Annotated in this window: 10 protein-coding genes; 5 read left to right on the forward strand and 5 right to left on the reverse strand. The window is 73.4% G+C overall.

Annotated features, from left to right (window positions below; all coding sequences use genetic code 11):
- Positions 1-25: 25 nt before the first annotated feature.
- Together test1122_RS26305 and test1122_RS26310 are read right to left on the reverse strand one after the other, a co-directional pair.
- Positions 26-700, reverse strand: coding sequence for a hypothetical protein (locus tag test1122_RS26305; RefSeq protein WP_232271660.1), 675 nt, complete (start codon positions 698-700; stop codon positions 26-28).
- Positions 697-1,470, reverse strand: a complete 774-nt coding sequence (locus tag test1122_RS26310) for an isochorismatase family protein (RefSeq protein WP_232271661.1) — start codon at positions 1,468-1,470, stop codon at positions 697-699. Before test1122_RS26310 ends, test1122_RS26305 begins: the two co-directional genes overlap by 4 nt.
- A 168-nt stretch (positions 1,471-1,638) precedes the next feature.
- On the opposite strand from test1122_RS26310, the gene test1122_RS26315 reads away from it, so the two are divergent.
- Complete coding sequence (locus test1122_RS26315; RefSeq protein ID WP_232271662.1) at positions 1,639-2,421, forward strand: SDR family NAD(P)-dependent oxidoreductase; 783 nt, start codon at positions 1,639-1,641, stop codon at positions 2,419-2,421.
- A 115-nt stretch (positions 2,422-2,536) separates the two neighbouring features.
- Complete coding sequence (locus test1122_RS26320) at positions 2,537-3,568, forward strand: isochorismate synthase (protein ID WP_232271663.1); 1,032 nt, start codon at positions 2,537-2,539, stop codon at positions 3,566-3,568.
- 29 nt (positions 3,569-3,597) lie between these two features.
- Here test1122_RS26320 and test1122_RS26325 read toward each other — a convergent pair whose 3' ends face one another.
- From test1122_RS26325 to test1122_RS26335, 3 genes are all read right to left on the reverse strand, one after another.
- Positions 3,598-4,197: an EF-hand domain-containing protein gene (locus tag test1122_RS26325; RefSeq protein WP_232271664.1), complete on the reverse strand. Its 600-nt coding sequence runs from the start codon at positions 4,195-4,197 to the stop codon at positions 3,598-3,600.
- 82 nt (positions 4,198-4,279) lie between these two features.
- Positions 4,280-6,784 (reverse strand): HAD-IA family hydrolase, encoded by a 2,505-nt coding sequence (locus test1122_RS26330; RefSeq protein ID WP_232271665.1) that lies wholly within the window; start codon positions 6,782-6,784, stop codon positions 4,280-4,282.
- Between the two features lie 146 nt (positions 6,785-6,930).
- Entirely contained in the window at positions 6,931-8,097 is a 1,167-nt protein-coding gene (locus tag test1122_RS26335; RefSeq protein WP_232271666.1) for a putative Ig domain-containing protein, read from the reverse strand.
- A gap of 708 nt (positions 8,098-8,805) precedes the next feature.
- Here test1122_RS26335 and test1122_RS26340 point away from each other — a divergent pair.
- Genes test1122_RS26340 through test1122_RS26350 form a run of 3 tightly spaced genes read left to right on the forward strand, consistent with a single transcriptional unit; the run spans position 8,806 to position 20,642 of the window.
- The gene (locus tag test1122_RS26340; RefSeq protein ID WP_232271667.1) at positions 8,806-15,771 is read left to right on the forward strand and encodes a type I polyketide synthase; all 6,966 of its coding nucleotides are present in this window, start codon (positions 8,806-8,808) and stop codon (positions 15,769-15,771) included.
- Positions 15,764-20,296 carry a type I polyketide synthase gene (locus tag test1122_RS26345; protein ID WP_232271668.1) on the forward strand — a complete coding sequence of 1,511 codons (4,533 nt, stop codon included), beginning with the start codon at positions 15,764-15,766 and terminating at the stop codon, positions 20,294-20,296. Before test1122_RS26340 ends, test1122_RS26345 begins: the two co-directional genes overlap by 8 nt.
- Positions 20,286-20,642 carry an acyl carrier protein gene (locus test1122_RS26350; protein ID WP_232271669.1) on the forward strand — a complete coding sequence of 119 codons (357 nt, stop codon included), beginning with the start codon at positions 20,286-20,288 and terminating at the stop codon, positions 20,640-20,642. The genes test1122_RS26345 and test1122_RS26350 overlap by 11 nt, the downstream gene beginning before the upstream one ends.
- The last annotated feature ends 5 nt before the right edge of the window (positions 20,643-20,647 follow it).

A 20,647-nucleotide genomic window follows, 5' to 3' on the forward strand; every position in this document is an offset into this window, starting at 1 on the left:
AGCCGACGCCCAGCCCCCAGGCAGCTCAGGCCCCCGGACCGTCCAGCAGATCGGTGACAAACTTGCCCAGCCGTCCGGAGCGTACGGGCAGAACACCGTGGATCACCTGGGCACCGTAGGCGACGGCCGTACCCGCCCCGGCATCGGTGATCCAGCGGGTGCGTCGCGCCGCACCCAGCCAGGCGGGCTCGCTCTCGTGCGGGTGGACCCCCGGCTTGGGAGCGTGCGGCAGCCGGTGGGTCAGCGCCGTACCCGGCAGGAACCCCTCCGCCTCACCGACGAGTTCACCTGTCCAGACGTCATCGCTGGAGGTGCTCTCGACATAGAACTCTCCGCCCCGGTCCGCCTCTTCAAGAACCACCCCGATGCGACCGAGGCGGTGCGGGACGGCACCCGGGTCCGGGATCCCGTCCAGGTGGGTGGGGACCCGGTGGCCCGCCGTCAGCTCGGTGTAGCCCCAGGGCGCGGCGGCCTTGATGGACGGCATGGCCCGTCGAATGGCGGGCAGCGCGCGTTCCGTCGCGTGCTGCAGGATCTCCTCTGCCATGGCAGGGGCCGCCATCACCTCTGCCTGGAATCGCGGTGCCCATCCGGCGGCATGCCGTTCGTCGTCCATGATCTTGCGCAGCTGGGCCAGCTCGTCGGTCGTGAGGAAGTCCTCGACGGTTTGCAGGACAAGGGTTTCACTGATGTGGATCACAGGTCTCCTCCACGGTCGACGCTGCCAGGGCTCCCGGTGTCCACCGTCCCGGGAACGTGCCGAGCCGGTCCAGTGCCGGCCTCGGGCGCATCGGAGCACGGCCGGTCGCCGCCGGCGCTGCGCGTCGTCCTCCCTGCGACACCGAGCGCCCGCGTCATGTCCGCGGTCAGCGTGACGACGGCGCAGCGGGTCGCGGCGTAGCGCAGGGCCCAGGTGTGGTGGTCGGCGTCGAAGTCAGCGGTGGCATCGGCGACCAGGAACGGCTTGATGTCGGCCATGAAGGCGTCCGCGCAGGTGAGCAGGCAGCCCAGATGGGCGTATACGCCGGTGACGGCGAGCTGGTCGCGTCCGAGCTCCCGCAGCCGGATGGCGAGGCCGGTGCCGTGGAAGGCGCTGTAGCGGTGCTTGGTCAGCACGGTGTCTTCCGGCGCGGGGCGGAGCCGGGCGGTGATCTCGGCGTCGTCTGCCTCCGCGCCCAGGCCAGGGCCCCAGAGTTCGGCGAGGAGTCCGCGTCGGCTACGGCTCTGGTTCGGCGGCTGGCGGGTGTAGATGACGGGCACTCGGGCCTTGCGGGACGTCTGTATCAGGGAGCTGATGTTGCCGATCGCCCGCCGGGCGGGGGCGCCGTGGGTGTAGGCGCGCAGAAAGTAGTTCTGCATGTCGTGGATCAGCAGCACAGCACGGTCCGGGTCCAACTGCCAGCTGAGCCGGTTGTGTTCCAGACAGCGCTGGTCCGGCAGCGGGTACGGGTCAATGCTCGGCAGGCTCATGGCCGCCATGCTTCCCCGGTGCGGCGGACGTTCACATCCAGGCGCGTCCCCCGGCCCTGCGCCCCTCCGGCAGGTGGCGCGCCACCACTCATGCCCCCTGGCGCCGCGTCGGTTCACGGTGCTGGACTGGCAGCTCCGGAGGTCCGTGCGACGAACGGGGAGGGCGCGTTGCGGCTGTCGGGGCTCGACGGATGGGTGATCGTGGTGACCGGTGCCGGTGGCGGGATCGGCGCAGCCGTGTGCCGCACGCTGGCCTCCTGCGGTGCCCGCATCGCCGCTGTCGACCGGGACAAGGAGGCACTGCGACGTCTGCTGGACAAGGACGGCACGGATGACGGCCCGCAGCTGATGGGATGTCCGGCCGATGTCACGCTCGCGTCAGCGGCCGAGCAGGTGCTCGACCGGGTGCATGCCGAGCTGGGGCCGGTCAACGCCCTGGTCAACGCAGCAGGCGTGCTGCGGACCGGCCCCGCCGTCTGCTGTCCGGAGGACGACTGGTCCGAGCTGCTGGCCGTCAATGCGACCGGGGTGTTTCTGTGGTCCCGGGCAGCGGCCCGGCGGATGGCAGAACGGCGGGCCGGAGCGATCGTCACCGTCGCCTCCAACTCCGTCGGGGTGCCCCGCACCGGCATGGCCGCCTACGCCGCGTCCAAGGCGGCCGCCTCCGCGTTCACCCTCGCTCTGGGACTGGAGCTCGCCGAGCTCGGAATCCGCTGCAACGTGGTGTGCCCCGGGTCCACCGACACACCCATGCTGTCCGCCATGGGCCCGGACGCCGCCGCAGCCGCGATACGCGGGAATCCGGCCAGCCACCGGACCGGCATCCCGCTGCGGCGCGTCGCCGATCCGCAGGACATCGCCGACGCCGTCGCCTTCCTCCTGTCCGACCAAGCCCGCCACATCACCCTGCACAGCCTGTACGTGGACGGCGGAGCCGCCCTGCACGGCTGAACTCCCCACGGACGGAGGCCGAAACGGACGGAGGCCGAAAGTTAACGTCACCCACCCGGGCCACTGGCTGCTCACCTCGCCGGACAGCATCCTGCGCGCCGGCCCAGGGCTGCCCATGCCGACCGTACCCGGGCCCGGACAGTTCGCGCGGCTGGCCCGCAGCGCCGAAGACGCGCTGCGCGACGCCCCAGCCGAGTACGGCGTGGTCGGCGCCCTCCCGTTCCACGAGCACACCCCCGCGACGCTCACGCTCGCCCCGGTCAGCGCCGCTCCGCGGGCGCCGCACCGCAGAGCTCTTCCGCCGGGGCCGACGGTCGCCGGTCCGCCGGGCGACTGCGGCTATCTGGCCGCCGTCGCCGAGGCGGTCCGCTGTCTGCGGGCAGGCGCAGCCCACAAGGTGGTCCTTGCCCGCAGCCTGCACGTTCCCGGGCTCACGCCCGATGACGCCCCTGCTGTGCTGAGCCGCCTCGTACAGCAGCAGCCCACCGCCCATGTCTTCTGCGTCAATGTGGCACCAGCTGCCCGCGACAGCCCCCGGCTGCTGATCGGTGCCTCCCCTGAGCTTCTCCTCGCCCGCAGCGGGGACCGCCTGCTTCTCAACCCACTGGCCGGCAGCGCCCCGCGCCACACGGACCGGGCCCATGACCGAGCCGCCGCACGGGCGCTGCTGGCCTCACCCAAGGACCGCCGTGAACACGCGCTCGTGGTCACCGAACTGAGACGTCAGCTGGCGCCATGGTGCAGGGCGCTCCAGGTACCCGGCGGCCCGGGGCTGAAAGCGACCGGCCAGCTGTGGCACCTGTCCACCGTCATCCGGGCCCGGCTGCGACACCCGGCACCCAACGCGCTTCAGCTCGCCGCCGTTCTGCATCCCACACCCGCCGTCTGCGGAGTGCCTCGCGAGGCGGCCCGGCGCCTTATCGAGCAACTGGAAATCCGGCCACGCGGCTATTTCACCGGCCTCATAGGGTGGATGGACCGGCACGGTGACGGCCGGTGGGTCATCGCCCTGCGCTGCGGAGAACTTTCGCCGCACGGGCTACGCCTGCACGCCGGCGCGGGCATCCTCGGCGATTCCCGCCCGGAGGCCGAACTCGCCGAGACGGGGGCCAAGCTCGCCACCTTGCTCGGTGCCCTGACGCCCTGACGCCCTGTCACCGGCCCCCGCGTGCGTTGTCAGCTTCGCAGGCCGAGCACCAGATTGCCCGGGGCAGCTGGATCCGTGGTCGTGTAGAAGTCCATCACGGCCTGCTGCCACTCGTCGACCGTGAGGCTCCCGTCGCCCTCACGGTCCAGCGCGGCGAAGGCGTCATGAGCCGCCTCGGCCGTCATCCCCAGCACCTGCTGGGAACGGGCGAACTCGGCGAGGCTCACCACACCGTCGCCATCCCGGTCCACCAGCGCGATGTGCGCCTCCACCGACGGCCGTACCACGTCCGCGATCGTTCCCGTCACGTTCGCCCGCACGAGGGCCTCAACGAACGCCGCTTCCGTCAGCTGCCCGTCCTCGTCGATTCCGGCCAGCTTCGCGACCCCTTGCCAGTACAGCTGCGCTCCCCGGACGACGGCAGCCGCACGTGCGGACTCCGGCGGTTCCGCCAAGCCGGCCAGCAGCTCCTCGGCGCGGCGGACAATGTCCCGGCTGTCCACCAGGCCGTCACCATTGCTGTCATGGATGCGGAAACGATATGCGTACTTGGCCCTCAGCGTGGTGTCGTTCATGCCGTCGCTCTCCCGGTCGTACCGTTGCGGATGGCCCAGGAGCGTAGGTGACACAGTGGTGGCGGCCTCATCACCACGCTGCGGACCACAGGTGATCGAAAAGGCGCCATATTGACGTCTCCGCCCGCTACTGCGATCAGTACCGGCCAGCCGGGAGGGTCTGTTCGGTCCAGATGGTCTTTCCGGTGGGGGTGTAGCGGGTGCCCCAGCGCTCGGTCAGCTGGGCGACGAGAAGGAGGCCGCGTCCGCCCTCGTCGAAGACGCGAGCCCGGCGCAGGTGGGGCGAGGTGCTGCTGGCGTCGGAGACCTCGCAGATGAGGCTGGTCTCGTGGATCAAGCGCAGCTGAATGGGCGGCCGGGCATACCGGATGGCGTTGGTGACAAGCTCGCTCACCACGAGTTCGGTGATGAAGGCTGCTTCGTCCAGTCCCCACGCGGCCAGCTGGTCGACTGTCATCTGTCGTGCACGGGAGACCACGGCGGGGTCGGAGGGCAGTTCCCACGTGGCGACTTGGGAGGTGTCCAGGGCGTGCGTACGGGCGAGGAGCAGGGCCATGTCATCGGCGGCATCGGCGCCGTCGGCGGCGCGGCCGGGGAGCGGCAGCGCCTGCAGCACGTTGTCACAAGTCTCCTCCAGGGAGGAAGCGTCGCTGGTCAGGGCGTGGCGCAGCCGCTGAAGCGCGACGTCGACGTCGTGGTCGGCGGAAACGATGAGGCCGTCGGTGTAGAGGGCGATCAGGCTGCCTTCGGGCAGTTCGAGCTCGGCCGATTCAAAGGGCAGGCTGCCCAGGCCCAGCGGAGGGCCGGCGGGCAGGTCGGGGAAGTCCACTGCGCCGTCGGGGCGGACGACGGCGGGGGCAGGGTGGCCGGCGCGGGCGAGGGTGCAGCGCCGGGTGACCGGGTCATAGACCCCGTACAGGCAGGTCGCGCCGATCTCTCCGGTGTCGCGCGGGGCTTCGCCGGAGAGCGGGCCTTCTTCGCGGTCCAGGCGCAGTACGAGGTCATCGAGGTGGGTGAGGAGTTCGTCGGGTGGCATGTCGACGTCGGCGAGGGTACGGACGGCTGTGCGCAGGCGCCCCATGGTGGCGCTGGCCTGGAGGCCGTGGCCGACGACGTCGCCCACGACGAGGGCGACGCGGGCGCCGGACAGGGGGATGACGTCGTACCAGTCGCCGCCAACACCTGCCTTGGAGCTGGCCGGCCGGTACCGGGAGGCGACATCCACCGCCGCCTGCCGGGGTGTGCGCTGCGGCAGCAGGCTGCGCTGGAGGGCCAGCGCGGTCTCGCGCTCGCGGGTGTAACGGCGGGCGTTGTCGATGGACAGGGCGGCTCTGGCGGTGATCTCCTCGGCGAGCAGAAGGTCATCCGCGTCAAAGGTGTCGGGCGTACGGTGCCGCAGGAACTGCACCAGTCCCAGGGTGCTGCCGCGGGCGAGCAGCGGCAGCACAATGAGTGAGTGGATCCCGTGTTCCCGGACGGCCCGGGCGCGCGCGGAGTCGTGCGCCAGCCACCGCTGGATGTCGGTGTCGTCGATCCAGTGCCGCGATGGCCGTCCGCTGGCCAGCGCGCGCGCCATGGGGGAGTCCTCGGGGTAGGGGTCCGGCTGCCCGGGCTCGACCACCGACTCCGGGCAGCCGTGCAGGACCGACTGGTGTGCGGCACGGCAGAAGACGACGGGCCCGGTCGCGGGGCTCAGATGGGACGAGGTGCCCTGGAAGACGAAGTCGAGCAGGTCGACGCTGACGAAGTCGGCGAACCGCTCGGTGGCCACATCCGCCAGCTCCTGGGCGGTCCTGGCGATATCCAGTGTGGTGCCGATGCGGACGCTGGCCGCGTTGACGATGGCCAGCCGCTGCCTGGTCCGGTACTGCTCGGTAATGTCGAGTGCGGCGGTGGACACGCCGCGCACCCGGGTCGGCGCCGGGGCGGCCCGGTTCGTCAGTCGGGCCAGTGCCATCGGCAGCCCGGTCAGCGAGGTGATCACCGCGTCAGCCTCACCCAGCTGGCTGAGGGTTGGTGCCGGCGGCGCCTCGCCACGCAGCATCCACACGGTGCGCAGGCCAGCCCGTGCCGAGCCCCGGATGTCGGCGTCGAGGCGGTTACCGACGTAAACGGCGCGTGCGGCGGGCACGCCCATCCGCTCCAGCGCGGTACGGAAGGCACGCGGATCCGGCTTCTCGACAGTGTCCACGCCACCGAGCAGGATCGTGTCGAACAGCCCGTCCAGGCCATCGCGGCGCAGCGCCTCACGGACCTGCGGCGGCGAACTGGAGACGATGCCGAGCCGGTACTGGCGCGCCAGCACCTGCAGCGAGGGCTTGACATCCGGGTAGAGCGCCTCGGCCGGGTACTCCCAGTGCTTGACGATGTGCTTGTGCAGCAGTGCGGCGTCCCCGCCGGGGACGAACCGGCGGGCGAACGCGGTGCGCAGGCTCATCTCGGCGCCTTCGCGGTTCACGTCGTAGAGCGTCCAGAACTCGACCTCGTCGACGTCTCCCGCAAGCTCGCAGACCGCCCGGTACAGCGCCTGCACATAGCGCTCGTCGTCATAGATGGTGCCGCCGATGTCGAACAGCACCGCGTCGATGTCCTGGCCGCGCTCGCGCGGCCGGGAAGGCAGCGGACTGGTTGTGTGAGCCACAGTGCACCTCTCCGGCCCGGGGGACCGCGCACACCACCATGTTCGCATCTGTCAACGGCCAGGGCGACCGCCCCGGCGGCGGACCTGCGTCGCCCGGCACCGCCACGCCGCGGCCTTCGGGGCGGCGGTGCCGTCGCCGGAGCGGCTCAGAACCAGTTGATGGTCAGGGGGAAGGTGGCTTGGGCGGTGGCTTTGGTGGTGTCGGTTGCGGTGGCGGTGATCTGGAAGGTGCCGGTCTGCCAGGGCTGGCCGCTGATCTGGCCGGTCGAGGCGTTCATCGACAGGCCGAAGGGCAGCCCGGAGGCACGGTAGGTGTACGGCGCCTGGCCGCCGGTGGCCGTGATCTGGATGCCGCAGGCCTGGATGAACCGGCAGGTCTGCGCCCCCGGGTCGGCCAGGACCAGCCCATCGCCGGGAGGCGGCGGCGGAGGCGTGCCGTCGCAGCCGGGGGCGGCTTCCGCCGGCAGCGGGACGCGCCAGATCTGGGTGTCGTTCTCCGAGCCCACGAGCAGGGAGGCGCAGTCGGCATACGTGACCGTTTCACCCTGCGGCTGGGAGGGGAGCGCAACCTCGGCGAGCTTGGTTCCGGAAGAGCTGTAGACGTAGGCCGTGTTCGGCCCGAGCGGCCCACCGCTGCGCAGCACGTACGACTGACCGGTGGGGGAGAAAGCGCCGTCCGTGGCGAACACCGGTCCATCGCGGACCGGCGTGAGGGTGTTGACCTGCCCGGGCTGTGGCGGCAGCGGCGCCCTGTAGAGCTTGCCGGCGGCGCCGATCAGCTTGCTCGCGACGTACAGCTGACCCGTCGTCGGGTCTGCGAGCAAGGATTCGGCATCGTGCTTGCCGTCGGCGTAGGCGAAGCGGAAGGCGGTGGGCGTCACCGTGCCACTCACGAGCTGCTCGGGCTCGGGGAAGCTGTAGACCGTGATGTCGGAACGGCTGCTGAGGTTGTCGCCGATGTCTCCGACGAGAACCGCCGGGCGGCCCGCCGTGTCCTTGCCGACAGCCAGCCCCTCCCAGTCGGTGTTGGTGGCACCGGAAAGAGTGAACGTCGCCTTCAGCTGCCCGGTCGCTCCGGAGCAGTCAATGGCGAACACCTGGTTGGTGTTGCCGCTGTCGTTGACGGCGTAGAACACGCCCGGGTGTCTGGTGCTCATGGCGAGACCGCTGATCTCGGCCAGGCCCGAGGGCAGGGTGCACGTGCGCTCGGGCGCGGCAGCCGCGGCCGAGGCTGTGGGGGGCAGGGACCACAGCGCCGCGCTCAGGGCGGCGGTGGTCAGCACAGCGCGTAGGGCTCTGAGGAGTCGTGGCATGCGCACACTGTGCTGGCGGGCGCTGGCAGAGCCAAGCGGGCACCGGTCACCCATTGGGCATGGACGGATACCGGGAAGGCATCCGCGCAACGGTTCGTGGCGGGTGCCGTCGGGCGTGGGCGATGAAGCACAGGCGGCACGCCGACGTCTTTGTCGGGACCGGGGCCGGACTGCTGCCGTCCAGACCTGGTGGGCAGCGAGCCATGCCGCCGGCGCATGGGTGGCGGGGCCGCTGGCCTCGGCGGAGACGCTGTCGTAAGAGCAGCGTGACGGCCAGCGCCGCAGGTCGCGGGCCGGACGGGGCGGACTGGCCCCGGTATTGCCGGTGGCGGTGGCGTCCGCGTGCGCCGAGCGAGGCCGGCGGCGCCGGGCAGCAGCAGCGTTGACACCGCTGGAGGACGGCCGCACCATGCATCGCGGCATCGGACATCAAGGTGTTACCGCCGGTCACCCCAGGTAGGGGTGCCCGTCCGGCCGTTGATGCCCGGCACCGTTCTCTGCTCGCCCGCACCGCTCACCGTCCACGACCGGTTCACCGTCACCACCCGTGGCGCCGCGGCACCACACGGCCAGAGAGCGCGCACCCGCTCTGCCCCCGACCCGCCGCTCGACCCGCCCTGCCCGGATTCCGCGGGCCGCCGTCGCAAGACGCGCCCCGCACCGCTCAACCCGGCTCTGAGGCACCGGAAAACCGGAAAAGGAGCGCCCGTGATCCACCACCCCCCTCGGCCCGCCATCCGCGATCTGGTCGTCGCGCTCACCCCCTTCGAGGAGCCCAGTCCGCGCATTGCCGCGGCCGCGGAACGAGCCGGCGCGCTCGGCCTGCTCGATCTCGGACGGGACGCCGACCGGGCACACCACGCGCTGGCCGAGCTGTCGCAGCGATTGCGGCGCCCCCACGGCGTGCGCGTACCAGCCGGATGCCCGGTGACCCCGGACGAACTGCCCGCGGCTGTGGACACCGTGCTCCTCGCCGAACCGCAGCTGGTGCAGGCGGCCGACTGGGCGGCGGGCGGAAGGCGCCGCGTATGGGCCGAGGTGACCAGCCTTCAGGAGGCCAGGGCCGCCGTCACCGCCGGAGCCGCCGGCATCGTCGTCAAGGGCCACGAGGCGGGCGGCCGGGTGGGGGAGCTGACCACATTCGTCCTGCTGCACAGAGTGCTCGCCGACCCCGCCGTGACCGTCCCGGTCCTGGCGGCCGGCGGCATCGGCCCGCACACCGCCGCCGCGGCCGCAGCAGGCGGGGCGGCCGGGGTCGTACTCGACGCCCAACTGGCTCTCACCACCGAAGGCGAAGCCCATCTGCCCGGTCCGGTAGCCGCCGCGGTCCGCGCCATGGACGGCACCGAGACCACGGTCGTCGCGGGATACCGCGTCTACACCCGTCCCGATCTCGAACGGCCGGAGGCGATCGCGGCCCACGCCGATGCCGACGGCTCCGGGGACGAGCGTGACGGGCAGATCGTGCGGGTGCTGGGAGCGCGCAGCCTGCGCACCCAGGTACTGCCCATCGGGCAGGAAGGGGCGTTCGCGGCCCGTCTCGCTGCCCGGCACCGCACCACCGGTGGCGTCGTCCAAGCAGTACGGGCGGCCATCGCGGGCCACCTCGACGCGGCAGTCCGGGCACGTCCCCTCCAGGCGCGGCCGTCCCCGTCCACGGGCGTCGCCTCCGGCCAGCCGGGTGCCGCCGAGCCCCCGTTGCCCGTCGCTCAGGGGCCGATGACCCGAGTCAGCGATCAGGCCGCGTTCGCCGTCGCCGTCGCCGACGCCGGCGGGCTGCCCTTCCTCGCCCTCGCCGTCATGGACGGCCCGCAGGTACGCCGACTGCTCGGTGAGACCGCCGAGCGCCTCACCGGACGTCCCTGGGGTGTGGGCCTGCTCGGCTTCGCACCACCCGAGCTGCGCCGCGCGCAGCTTGCCGCCGTCGCCGAGGTACGTCCGCCGTACGCGATCATCGCGGGCGGGCGTCCCGACCAGGCCGCCCCGCTGGAAGCGGCCGGCACCAGGACCTACCTTCACGTACCCTCACCGGGCCTGCTGGACCGTTTTCTCGCCGAGGGCACGCGGCGGTTCGTCTTCGAAGGCATGGAGTGCGGCGGCCACATCGGCCCGCGTGCCTCCTTCCCGCTGTGGGAGGAGCAGATCGAACGGCTCCTGGCCTGCGACCGGCCCGCCGAACTCGATGTGCTGTTCGCCGGAGGAGTCCACGACGAGCGCTCCGCCGCGATGGCCGCCGCGGCCGCCGCCCCGCTGGCCGAACGCGGCGCCCGCGTCGGCGTCCTCATGGGCACCGCCTATCTGTTCACCGAGGAGGCCGTCGCCGCCGGAGCCGTGCTCCCCGGCTTTCAGCAGGCGGCGCTCCACTGCGACACGACCGTGCTGCTGCGGACCGCGCCCGGGCACGCCACGCGCTGCGCCGCGACCGCGTACGCCGATGCCTTCGCCGCCGCCAGGCGCCGGCTGGAAGAGGGCCAGGCGAGCCCGCGCGAGGTGTGGGAGGAGCTGGAGAAGCTCAACCTCGGGCGGCTGCGCATCGCCAGCAAGGGCCTGCGCCACACCGACAGCGGAACCGTCCCGGTGGGGGAGGACGAGCAGCGGCGGGAAGGCCTGTACATGCTCGGCCAGGCCGCCACCGCCCGTACCGCCACCACCACGCTCGCCGCCCTGCACACCCAGGTGACCGACGGGGCAACGGCCCATATCGCCCAGCGGGCGGAGCAGCTGCGCCACATCGCCGAGCCCGCGGCCGCGCCGCCCGAGGAGGCGCCCCTCGACATCGCCGTCATCGGCATGGCCTGCTGCTTCCCCGGCGCGGGCGACCTCGCCTCCTACTGGTCCAATATCGTCGCAGGAGCCGACGCCGTCACCGACGTGCCCGCCGACCGCTGGGACCCCGCCGTCTACCACGACCCCGCCCCGGCGCGGGCGGGCGAGCGCACCCCGTCCCGCTGGGGCGGGTTCCTCCCCGCCATCCCCTTCGACGCGCTCGCGCACGGCATCCCCCCGGCCTCGCTCGCCGGTATCGAACCCGTGCAGCTGCTCGCGCTCGAAGTCGCCGCCCGGGCCCTGAGCGACGCCGGTTACGGGGGCGAGAGGCACTTCGCCCGCTCCCGCACCTCCGTCGTCTTCGGTGCCGAGGCCGGCACCGAGCTCGCCGGCGCGTACGGCTTCCGCGCCCTCCACCCCTCCTACCTCGGCGAGCTGCCGCCCGAACTCGACGCCCAGCTGCCCCGGCTGACCGAGGACTCCTTCCCCGGCGTCCTCGCCAACGTCATCGCCGGGCGCGTCGCCAACCGCCTCGACCTCGGCGGCGCCAACCGGACCCTCGACGCCGCCTGCGCCTCCTCCCTGGCCGCCCTCGACCTGGCCTGCAAGGAGCTGCGCGACCACAGCAGCGACATGGTGCTGTGCGGCGGCGCCGATGTGCACAACGGCATCAACGACTACCTGATGTTCGCCTCGGTCCAGGCGCTGTCACCCACCGGCCGGTGCCGCCCCTTCGACGCCGCCGCCGACGGCATCACCCTCGGCGAAGGCGTCGCCTGCCTGGCGCTTAAACGCCTCGAGGACGCCGAGCGCGACGGTGACCGGGTCTACGCCGTCGTCAAGTCCGTCGGCGCCGCCAGCGACGGGCGCTCCCTCGGGCTGACCGCGCCGCGCCCCGAAGGGCAGCGGCGCGCCCTGGAACGCGCCTACCGGCGCGCCGGTACCGCCCCCGCCGACGTCGGCCTCATCGAAGCGCACGGAACCGGCACGGTCGTCGGCGACCGCACCGAACTCGCCGTCCTCACCGATCTCTTCACCGCCGCAGCTGCCGAGCCCGGCTCCTGCGCCCTCGGATCGGTCAAGTCGCAGCTCGGCCATACGAAGTGCGCGGCCGGGCTGGCCGGGCTCATCAAGGCCGCGCGGGCCATCCACGCCGGGGTACGGCCCCCCACGCTGCACCTGACCGAACCCGGCCCCGCCTGGCGGCCGGACACCAGCCCGTTCTTCTTCGACACCGAAGCCCGGCCGTGGACGGCACCCGTCGAACGGCGCGTCGCGGGCGTCAGCGCGTTCGGATTCGGCGGCACCAACTTCCACGCCGTGCTCGCCGGATACCCCGGCGCACCCGACCCCGCGCCCGCCCACGGCCTCGACACCTGGCCCGCCGAACTCCTCTGCTTCCGCGGGCACGACCGGGACGCCGCCGCACGGGCGATGGCCCGGCTGGCCGCCCGGCTGGAACGGAACGACGCCGCGGGCCGCCCGTGGCCGCTGCGCGACCTCGCCGCGGAGACAGCGGTGGGGGAAGGCCCGGTGCAGGCCGCCGTCGTCGCCACCGACCTCGACGATCTCGCCGGGAAGCTGGCCCGCGCGCGCGACTTCGCCGCCGGTGACGGTGTCCACGTACGGGCCCGGGCTGCGGACCCCGGGCGGGTCGCGTTCCTCTTCCCCGGGCAGGGCAGCCAGCGGCCGGGCATGCTGGGCGACTTGTTCATCGCCTTCCCGCCGCTGCAGCGCCTGCTGTACGAGGCCGACCGGCGGGTCGTATCCGCGATGTTCCCGCCCGCGGCTTTCACACCCGAGGAACGGGCCGCCCAGCGCGCTGCCGTCACCGACACCCGCATCGCCCAGCCCGCCCTCGGCCTCGCCGGGGCAGCGGTCCACACGCTGCTGACCTCGCTCGGCGTGCGCCCGCACTGCACCGCCGGGCACTCGTACGGCGAGCTGGTCGCCCTGTGGGCGGCCGGGGCCTTCGCCACGCCGGCACTGCTGCGGCTGTCCGCACGGCGGGCCGAGACGATCCTCACCGCCACCGGGGACGACCCGGGCACGATGGCCGCTGTCACGGCTGCGGCGGAACAGGTACGGGACATCGCCTCGCGCGCCGGGTGTGTCGTCGCCAACCACAACGCACCGCGGCAGTGCGTCCTCTCCGGACCCACGGCAGCCGTCGACGCGGCCGTCGGGGAACTGCGCGGAGCGGGCCTCCAGGCGGAGCGGCTGCGCGTCGCCTGCGCGTTCCACAGCCCGGTCGTCGCCTCAGCCGCCGACACGCTCGCCGCGGAGCTGGCCGGGACGGCGGTGGCAGCGCCCGCCGTCCCGGTCTGGTCCAACACCACCGCACAGCCGTACGGCAGCGACCCGGCGGCGGTGCGGGGGCTGCTGGCGCGGCAGGTCGCCGAGCCCGTCCGCTTCGCCGAGCAGGTCGAGGCGATGTACGAGGCCGGAGTGCGGACCTTCGTGGAAGCCGGGCCGGGACGGGCGCTCACCGGCCTTGTCGGCGGAATCCTGGGCGAGCGGCCGCACACCGCCGTCGCCTGCGACGTTCCCGGGGAGCACGGCCTGACCCGGCTCGTCAGCGCCCTGGCCGAACTCGCCGCGGCGGGTGTGCCCGTCGACCCCGAACCCCTTTTCAAGGGCCGGGCCGCGCCGCTGCCCGACGAGGCGCCCCGGCGGCCGGGCTGGCTGGTGGACGGGCACCTCGTCCGCACCGCGGAAGGCGAGCCCGTACCCGGCGGGCTGCGCCCTGCCCGCCGCGTGACGGTCCCGGCGGCGCGGGCGCCCCGGGCGGCGAGCGCGCAAGCACGGGAGGAAACGGTGCTGGAGTATCTGCGCGGAGCCCGGGAGCTGGTGGCCGCGCAACGAGATGTGCTGCTCGGGTACTTGGGCGCGGCACCGGCTGCTCCCATGCCGCCGCCCGCTCCGGCGCTCTCGCACGAGACGAACGCCGCAGCGGACGGAGTGGCGGGCCCCGTGCCCTCCCTGCCTCAGCCGCAGCCGGCCTCCGATGGGGCCGTTGCCCGGCCGTTGACGCCGGACGAACTCATGGACGCCGTACTGGAGATCATCCACGCCCGCACCGGCTACCCGCGGGACATGCTCGGGCCCGGCCTCGATCTGGAGGCCGACCTCTCCGTGGACTCCATCAAGCGTGTCGAGATCATCGGCGCCCTGGCGGACCGGATCGGTCTGCCACAGGGGGCGGACGGCCCCACGGAATCAGCCGTCGAGGAACTCGCCCGCATCAAGACGATCAGCGGCATCGTGGACTGGATCGCGGCGCGCGGCGCGGCACCCGGCAACGGCACCGCCCACCCCCCAGGATCCCCCGGACCGCAGCCCGCTGCGCCTTCCGTCAGCGCCGCCTCCGGCCAGGACAGCCCACCCGCCCCCGAGCCGGTACCCGGACCGCGGCGCCCCGACCGGCACCTCGTCGAAGTCACCGCCGTCGGACCACCCCGCACACGGGAACCCGCCGAGGTGCTGGCCGGGCGGCGGTTCACCGTCGTCGAAGACGGCCTCGGCGTCGCCCTCGCGCTGACCGCCCTCCTGGAATCCCACGGGGCGGACGTACGCACCGTCCCCGCCGAGCGGCCCGCCGAGGCCGCCGAGACCGCGGCCGCCGACGGCGTCGTGGACCTCGGCGCGCTCCGGTCCGCCCCGCACCCCGTGCTGCCGGAGGCGTTCGAAGGGATGCGCCGCGCGCTGGCCGGCGGCGTGCGATGGCTGCTGTTAACGACCGGCTCCGGAGGGGAGTTCGGGCACGGCACGCGGGCCGCCGACCCGGTCCCCGGCGCCGGGCTGCGCGGCTTCGCCCGCACCGCGGCGATCGAATACCCCGGTGCCCTGGTCCGTGCCGTGGACATCGACCCCAAGGACCGCCCCGAGCGGATAGCCGCTCATCTGCTCGCCGAGCTGTGTGCCCCGGACGAGCCCGTCGCCGTCGGCTACACCAACGGCACCCGCAATGCCCTGCGTACGGTCCCCGCCCCCTTGCCCGGCCCCGCGTCACCACAAGCCCTGCCCCTCGACCGGCACGGCGTCGTCCTGCTCACCGGCGGGGCCCGCGGCATCACCGCGCGCACCGCCCTCGCCCTGGCCCGCGCCACCGGCTGTCACATCGAGCTGACCGGCCGTACCCCGCAGCCCGCTGAGGCCGAGGACCCGGCCACCGCCCACGCCCATGACCGGATCGCCCTGCGCGCCGCGCTCATCGCCCAAGGGCTGCGCCGACCCCCCGAGATCGAGGCCGCCGCCTCCCGTATCCTCGCCGCGCGCGAGGTACGGGCGACGCTCGCCGCCCTCAGCGGTGTCGCCGCCTCTGTCCGCTACCACACCGCGGACGTCACGGACGCCGTGGCCGTACGGGCCGTGGTCGAAGACGTCCGCGCGCGCCACGGGCGGCTCGACGGCCTGGTGCACGGCGCCGGGGTGCTTCAGGACAAACTGCTGTGCGACAAGGATCCGGCCTCCTTCGCCCAGGTCTTCCGCACCAAGGTCGACGGCGCCCGCCATCTGGCGGAAGCCGCTCTCGGCTGCGGTGACACGCCCGACCCTGCCTTCCTCGTGCTGTTCGGCAGCGTCGCCGGGGTGTTCGGAAACCGCGGCCAGGCCGACTACGCCGCCGCCAACGATGCCCTGGACACCCTCGCCCACGCCTGGTCAGGCCTCTTCCCCGGCCGCGTCGTGGCCGTCGACTGGGGTCCGTGGGCGGCACAGGCGAGCGGCATGGTGACGCCCGAGCTGGAACGGACCTACGCGCGGCGCGGCATCGCGCTCATCAACCCCGACGACGGCACGGCGGCACTCCTCGCCGAGCTGGCCCACGGCCGCGAAGCCCAAGTCGTCCTCATGGCCCGGCAAGCAGAGGCAGCAATGGAGCCAGCAGTGGAGGCGGACCATGGCTGAGCAGCGTCGTGGCCCGCGCCCGGCCGATGCCGCGATCGTCGGCATGGGCGCCGTCTTCCCCGGCGCCGCCGACCTGGCCGCGTACCGGCGCAATCTCATCGACGGCGTGGACGCCATCACCGATGTGCCGCCCGCCCGCTGGGACCCCGGGGTCTACTACGACCCGAACCCCGCCGGCGGCCCCGCCCGCAGCGACCGTTTCTACTGCCGGCGTGGCGGATTCATCGACGACCTCGCCGCCTTCGACCCCACCCGCTTCGGCATCATGCCCGCCGCCGTTGCCGGGGCGGAGCCCGATCAGCTGATCGCCCTGCGGGTCATCGCGGAGGCCATCGCCGACGCGGGCGGCGAGGAGCGGCTGCCCGCCGACCGGTCCCGGATCGGTGTCATCCTCGGCCGTGGCGGGTTCATGGGCGTGGCCACCGCGCGCCTCGACCAGCGGGTGCGTACGGCACATCAGCTCACCGCGACGCTGCGCGACCTCGCCCCCGAGCTGGGTGAGGACCGGATCGCGGCCGTACGGGAAGCATTCCAGGACAGCCTGGGCGCGGAGCGCCCGGAGGCCTCCATCGGCCTGGTGCCCAGCTTCACCGCCGCCAGGACCGCCAACCGGCTGGACCTCCGTGGCCCTGCCTACACGATCGACGCGGCCTGCGCCTCCGCGCTGCTCGCCGTCGGGCAGGCGAGTGACCTGCTGGCCGCCGGGCGGTGCGACCTGGTGGTGGCGGGGGCCGTTCACCACTGCCACATCGCCACCCTGTGGAGCGTCTTCACACAGCTGCGCGCGTTGAGCCCCAGCCAGCACATCCGTCCCTTCGACCGCCGGGCCGACGGCACGCTGCTGTCCGAGGGGACCGGTGTCGTACTGCTCAAGCGGCTGGCCGACGCCGAGCGCGACGGTGACCGGATCTACGCCGTCGTACGGGGCGTCGGCACGGCCGGTGACGGGCGGGCGGCCAGCCTGATGAGCCCGCTGGTGGACGGTCAGATACGGGCGCTGGAGCAGGCCTGGCGGCACGCGGACCTCGACCCCACGGCGCCCGCCGCGCTGGGGCTGCTGGAGGCGCACGGCACGGGCACGCCGGTCGGGGACGAAGCCGAACTGGCCACCCTTGCACGCGTCTTCGGGCCCCGGGCGGCGGGCTCGGAGCCGGTCGGGCTGGGCTCGGTGAAGTCCATGCTGGGTCACACCATGCAGGCCTCCGGCATGGCCGGGCTCATCAAGGCGGTGCTGGCCGTGCACGAGGGGGCCCTGCTGCCCACGCTCCACCTCGACGAACCGCACGAGAGCTTCGCCAGGACCCGCATGCGGCCGGTGACGGCCGCCGAGCCGTGGGAGCGGCGTGGCCCGCGCCGGGCCGGGGTGAACGCGTTCGGCTTCGGCGGAATCAACGCGCATGCGGTGCTGGAGGAGACGCCGGGTGCGGGAACGGCCCAGCCGTTCGCGCCGCCCGCACCCGATGAATCCGTGGTGCTGCTCGCCGCCGCCACCCCCGGCGAACTGGCCCGCCGCCTCACCACCCCGCATGACCTCGAACCCGCTGCGGCGGCAGCCGACCGCCACGGCCCGTGCCGCCTTGCCCTCATCGGCCCCACCCCCAAGCGGCGCGCCCTGGCGGCCAAAGTCGTCGCGCGCGGGCTGCCATGGCGGGGCCGCGGCGACGTCTGGTTCACCCCCAGCCCGCTGTTCGGGCCACACGCCACGGACCCGGACAGCCAGCTGGCGTTCCTCTTCCCCGGCCTCGAACCGGACTTCACCCCTCACACCGATGACGTCGCCGACCACTTCAAGCTGCCGCGGCCCGCGCTCAGCGGCGGCAGCGAGCTGCTGGAACGGGCGGTCGACGCCATCGCCGTCGGCCGTCTGCTCGCCGGCGTACTGCGCGCACTGGAGATCCGGCCCGACCTGCTGGCCGGGCACAGCCTGGGTGAATGGACCGCCATGGTGGTCGCCGGAATGTACCCGCGCGAGGCTGTGGACACCTTCCTCGACTCACTGCGCCCGGGCACCCTCGACGTGCCCGACCTGCTGTACGCCGCGCTCGGCTGCGGCGCGGAGCGGGCCGCCGACGCGCTGCGCGGACTGGATCAGGTCGTGGTCAGCCACGACAACTGCCCCCATCAGTCGGTGCTGTGCGGGGAACCGCAGCAGGTCCGCGAGGCGGTGTCCCACCTGGCCGCCCAGGGCGTACCGGCTCAGGAGCTGCCGTTCCGCTCCGGCTTCCACACACCGATGTGGGAGCCGTACCTCGGCCAGGTGCGTGCGGCGTTCGACCGCCTGCCGCCGCGGGCGCCGACCGTACCGGTCTGGTCGGCAACCACGGGTCGGCCCTATCCGGCGGAACCGGAAGGCGTACGGCAGCTGGTCCTGCGCCACCTGCTCGAACCCGTGCGCTTCCAGACACTGACCCACCGGTTGTACGAGGAGAAAGTACGCGCCTTTGTCACCATGGGCCCGGGCAGCCTCTCCGGCTTTGTGGAGGACACCCTGCGAGGCCGCGACCACCTGGTCGCCCCCGCGGCGTCACCGCGGCACAGCGGTCTCGGCGCCCTGTGCCGCCTCGCCGCGGCGCTGTGGACAGAGGGACTGGAACCGCGCTGGGACCGGCTGGCGCAGCCGCGGTCCGCCGTGCGAACGGACACCGGCCACCGTGCGGAGCGCACCGGGCGTCCGGTGCTGCTCGACCTCGGATCCCCGCTCATACGCCTCGGAACCGCCGCACCCACGCTCACCCCCATCGCTCCCACCGGCCGAACAGCCAATCGCCCGGCGCTGCTGTCCGCGCTGGACGCGGTGCTGGGCGAAACGGACGCGACCGCACGAGCCGTTGCCGCCGCGTGGCGCGGTGCGGCCCATGAGCGCCCCCCGGCTGTCCCGGCACCCGTCGCCGACGCGGTGGGGCAGACACGGCCGCCCGACGCGGAAGAAACGGCGCCCGGCGGGAACTCCGCCCACCGGACCCGGCGCCTGCTGTCGCTCGAAACCCTGCCCTGTGTCCGCGACCACTGCGTCTATCTGCAACCCGAGAACTGGCCCGAGCCCGCCGACCGGTTTCCGGTCGTCCCCATGACGACCTTGCTGGAGCTCGCCGCCGAGGCGGCACAGGAAGCGCTGCACGGGCGGGGCGCGGTCGTCGGCTTCAGTGATGTCCGCGCGCTGCGGTGGCTGGCCGTCGCGCCGCCCGCGGAGGTCCTGCTGGAGGCGACTCCCGTCGACCGCGGGCGAGTACGGGTCGCCATCGGCGACTGCGCGACCGTCACCGTCCACACCGCCGCCCGCTACCCGGCCCCGCCCGCCCCCAGCCCCTCGGCGCTGACCCGCGAGGGCCCGCCCCCGGTCAGCGCCGAGGCCCTCTACCGCGACCGGTGGATGTTCCACGGGCTCGCGTTCGCCGGGGTACGCAAGGTCAGCGCCGTCGGCGACGACGGCATTCGCGGGGTGCTGTGCGCCCTGCCCGCACCCGGCGCGCTGCTGGATGCCGCCGGACAGCTGCTGGGGCACTGGATGCAACTGCGTCTGCCGGCCGACCGGCTGGTCTTCCCCGCCTCACTGGAGCGGGTCCGGCTGTACGGGCCCCCACCGCGCGAGGGCGCGTTGCTGCACGCCACCGCCCGCGTCCGGGCCGTGCGGGCTGCCTCCGTTCGCGGGGATGTGGAACTCACCGCGCACGACGGGATCGTCTGGGCCCGCCTTGAGGGCTGGACCTACCGGCGCTTCGCCGCCGACGAGCGGGTGTGGCCGATGAAGTTCACCCCGGAGGTGTGCGGCATCGGCGAACCCCAGCCCGGCGGCTGGTGCCTGGCCCGCCGCCGCTGGGGCGACCCCGCCTCGCAGGAGCTGGTGATGCGCCGCTACCTGGACGCCGCCGAGCGGACCGCCTACGAACAGCGCCCGCCCCGTACCCGGACCGCGTGGCTGCTCGGGCGGATCGCCGCGAAGGACGCGCTGCGGCAGCTCCTGTGGGACCGGGGTGCCGGTCCCCTCTTCCCCGTGGAGGTCCCCGTCGGCAACGACGACCACGGCCGCCCCCGCCCCCGGGGCCCGATCGCCGCCGGATCGCACCTCTCCCTCGCCCACAAGGAGCGGATCGCCGTCGCCATGGCGCACCCCACGGCCCCCGTCGGTATCGACGTGGAGACCATCACCGACGACCCGGCAGCGCTGAGCCGTATCGCGCTCACCTCCGACGAGCGCCGCCTCGCCGAGCAACTCGCCGCATGCGACGGGACCGGCAGGGCGCAGGCCCTCACCATGCTCTGGTGCGCCAAGGAAGCCGCCGCCAAGGCGGAAGGCACCGGCCTCGGCGGACGGCTGCGGGAGTGGACCGTCACCGCCGCGCCGGGCGGTACGGGGCTGCGGGTCACCTCACCCGACGGCCGCAGCCACCTGGTACAGACCCGCACGGTCCACGATCTGCCCGGCACGGACACCCCGCCCCGTACCCACGTTGTCGCGTGGACTGTTCCCCCGACCACCACCCTCACCGCGACCCCGACCAGGACGGAGGCCAGCCATGGCGTCTGACACCCCCGCCGAAACCGCCGAAACCGCTGAAGCCGAGGGACCAGACGAAACCGCCGCCCGCACGGCGCGGATCCTCACCGAGATCACCGGCATGCTCGTGGAGGTCGTCGGCGATGAGTTCCTCCTCGCGGACGAGGTCACCCTCGGCACCACGTTCAACGCGGACCTGGCGCTGGAGAGCATCGAGTTCGTCGCCCTCGCCGAGCTGCTGCATCAGCGGTACGGGTCGGGCGTGGACCTCATCGGTTTTCTGGCCGAGAGGGACATGGAGGAGATCCTGGCCATGACGGTCGGTGACCTGGTCTCCCACATCGCCGGCGCGCACTCTCCGGCCACGGCGGTCTGAGGCGC

Source organism: Streptomyces gobiensis, from assembly GCF_021216675.1.
GTDB lineage: Bacteria > Actinomycetota > Actinomycetes > Streptomycetales > Streptomycetaceae > Streptomyces > Streptomyces gobiensis.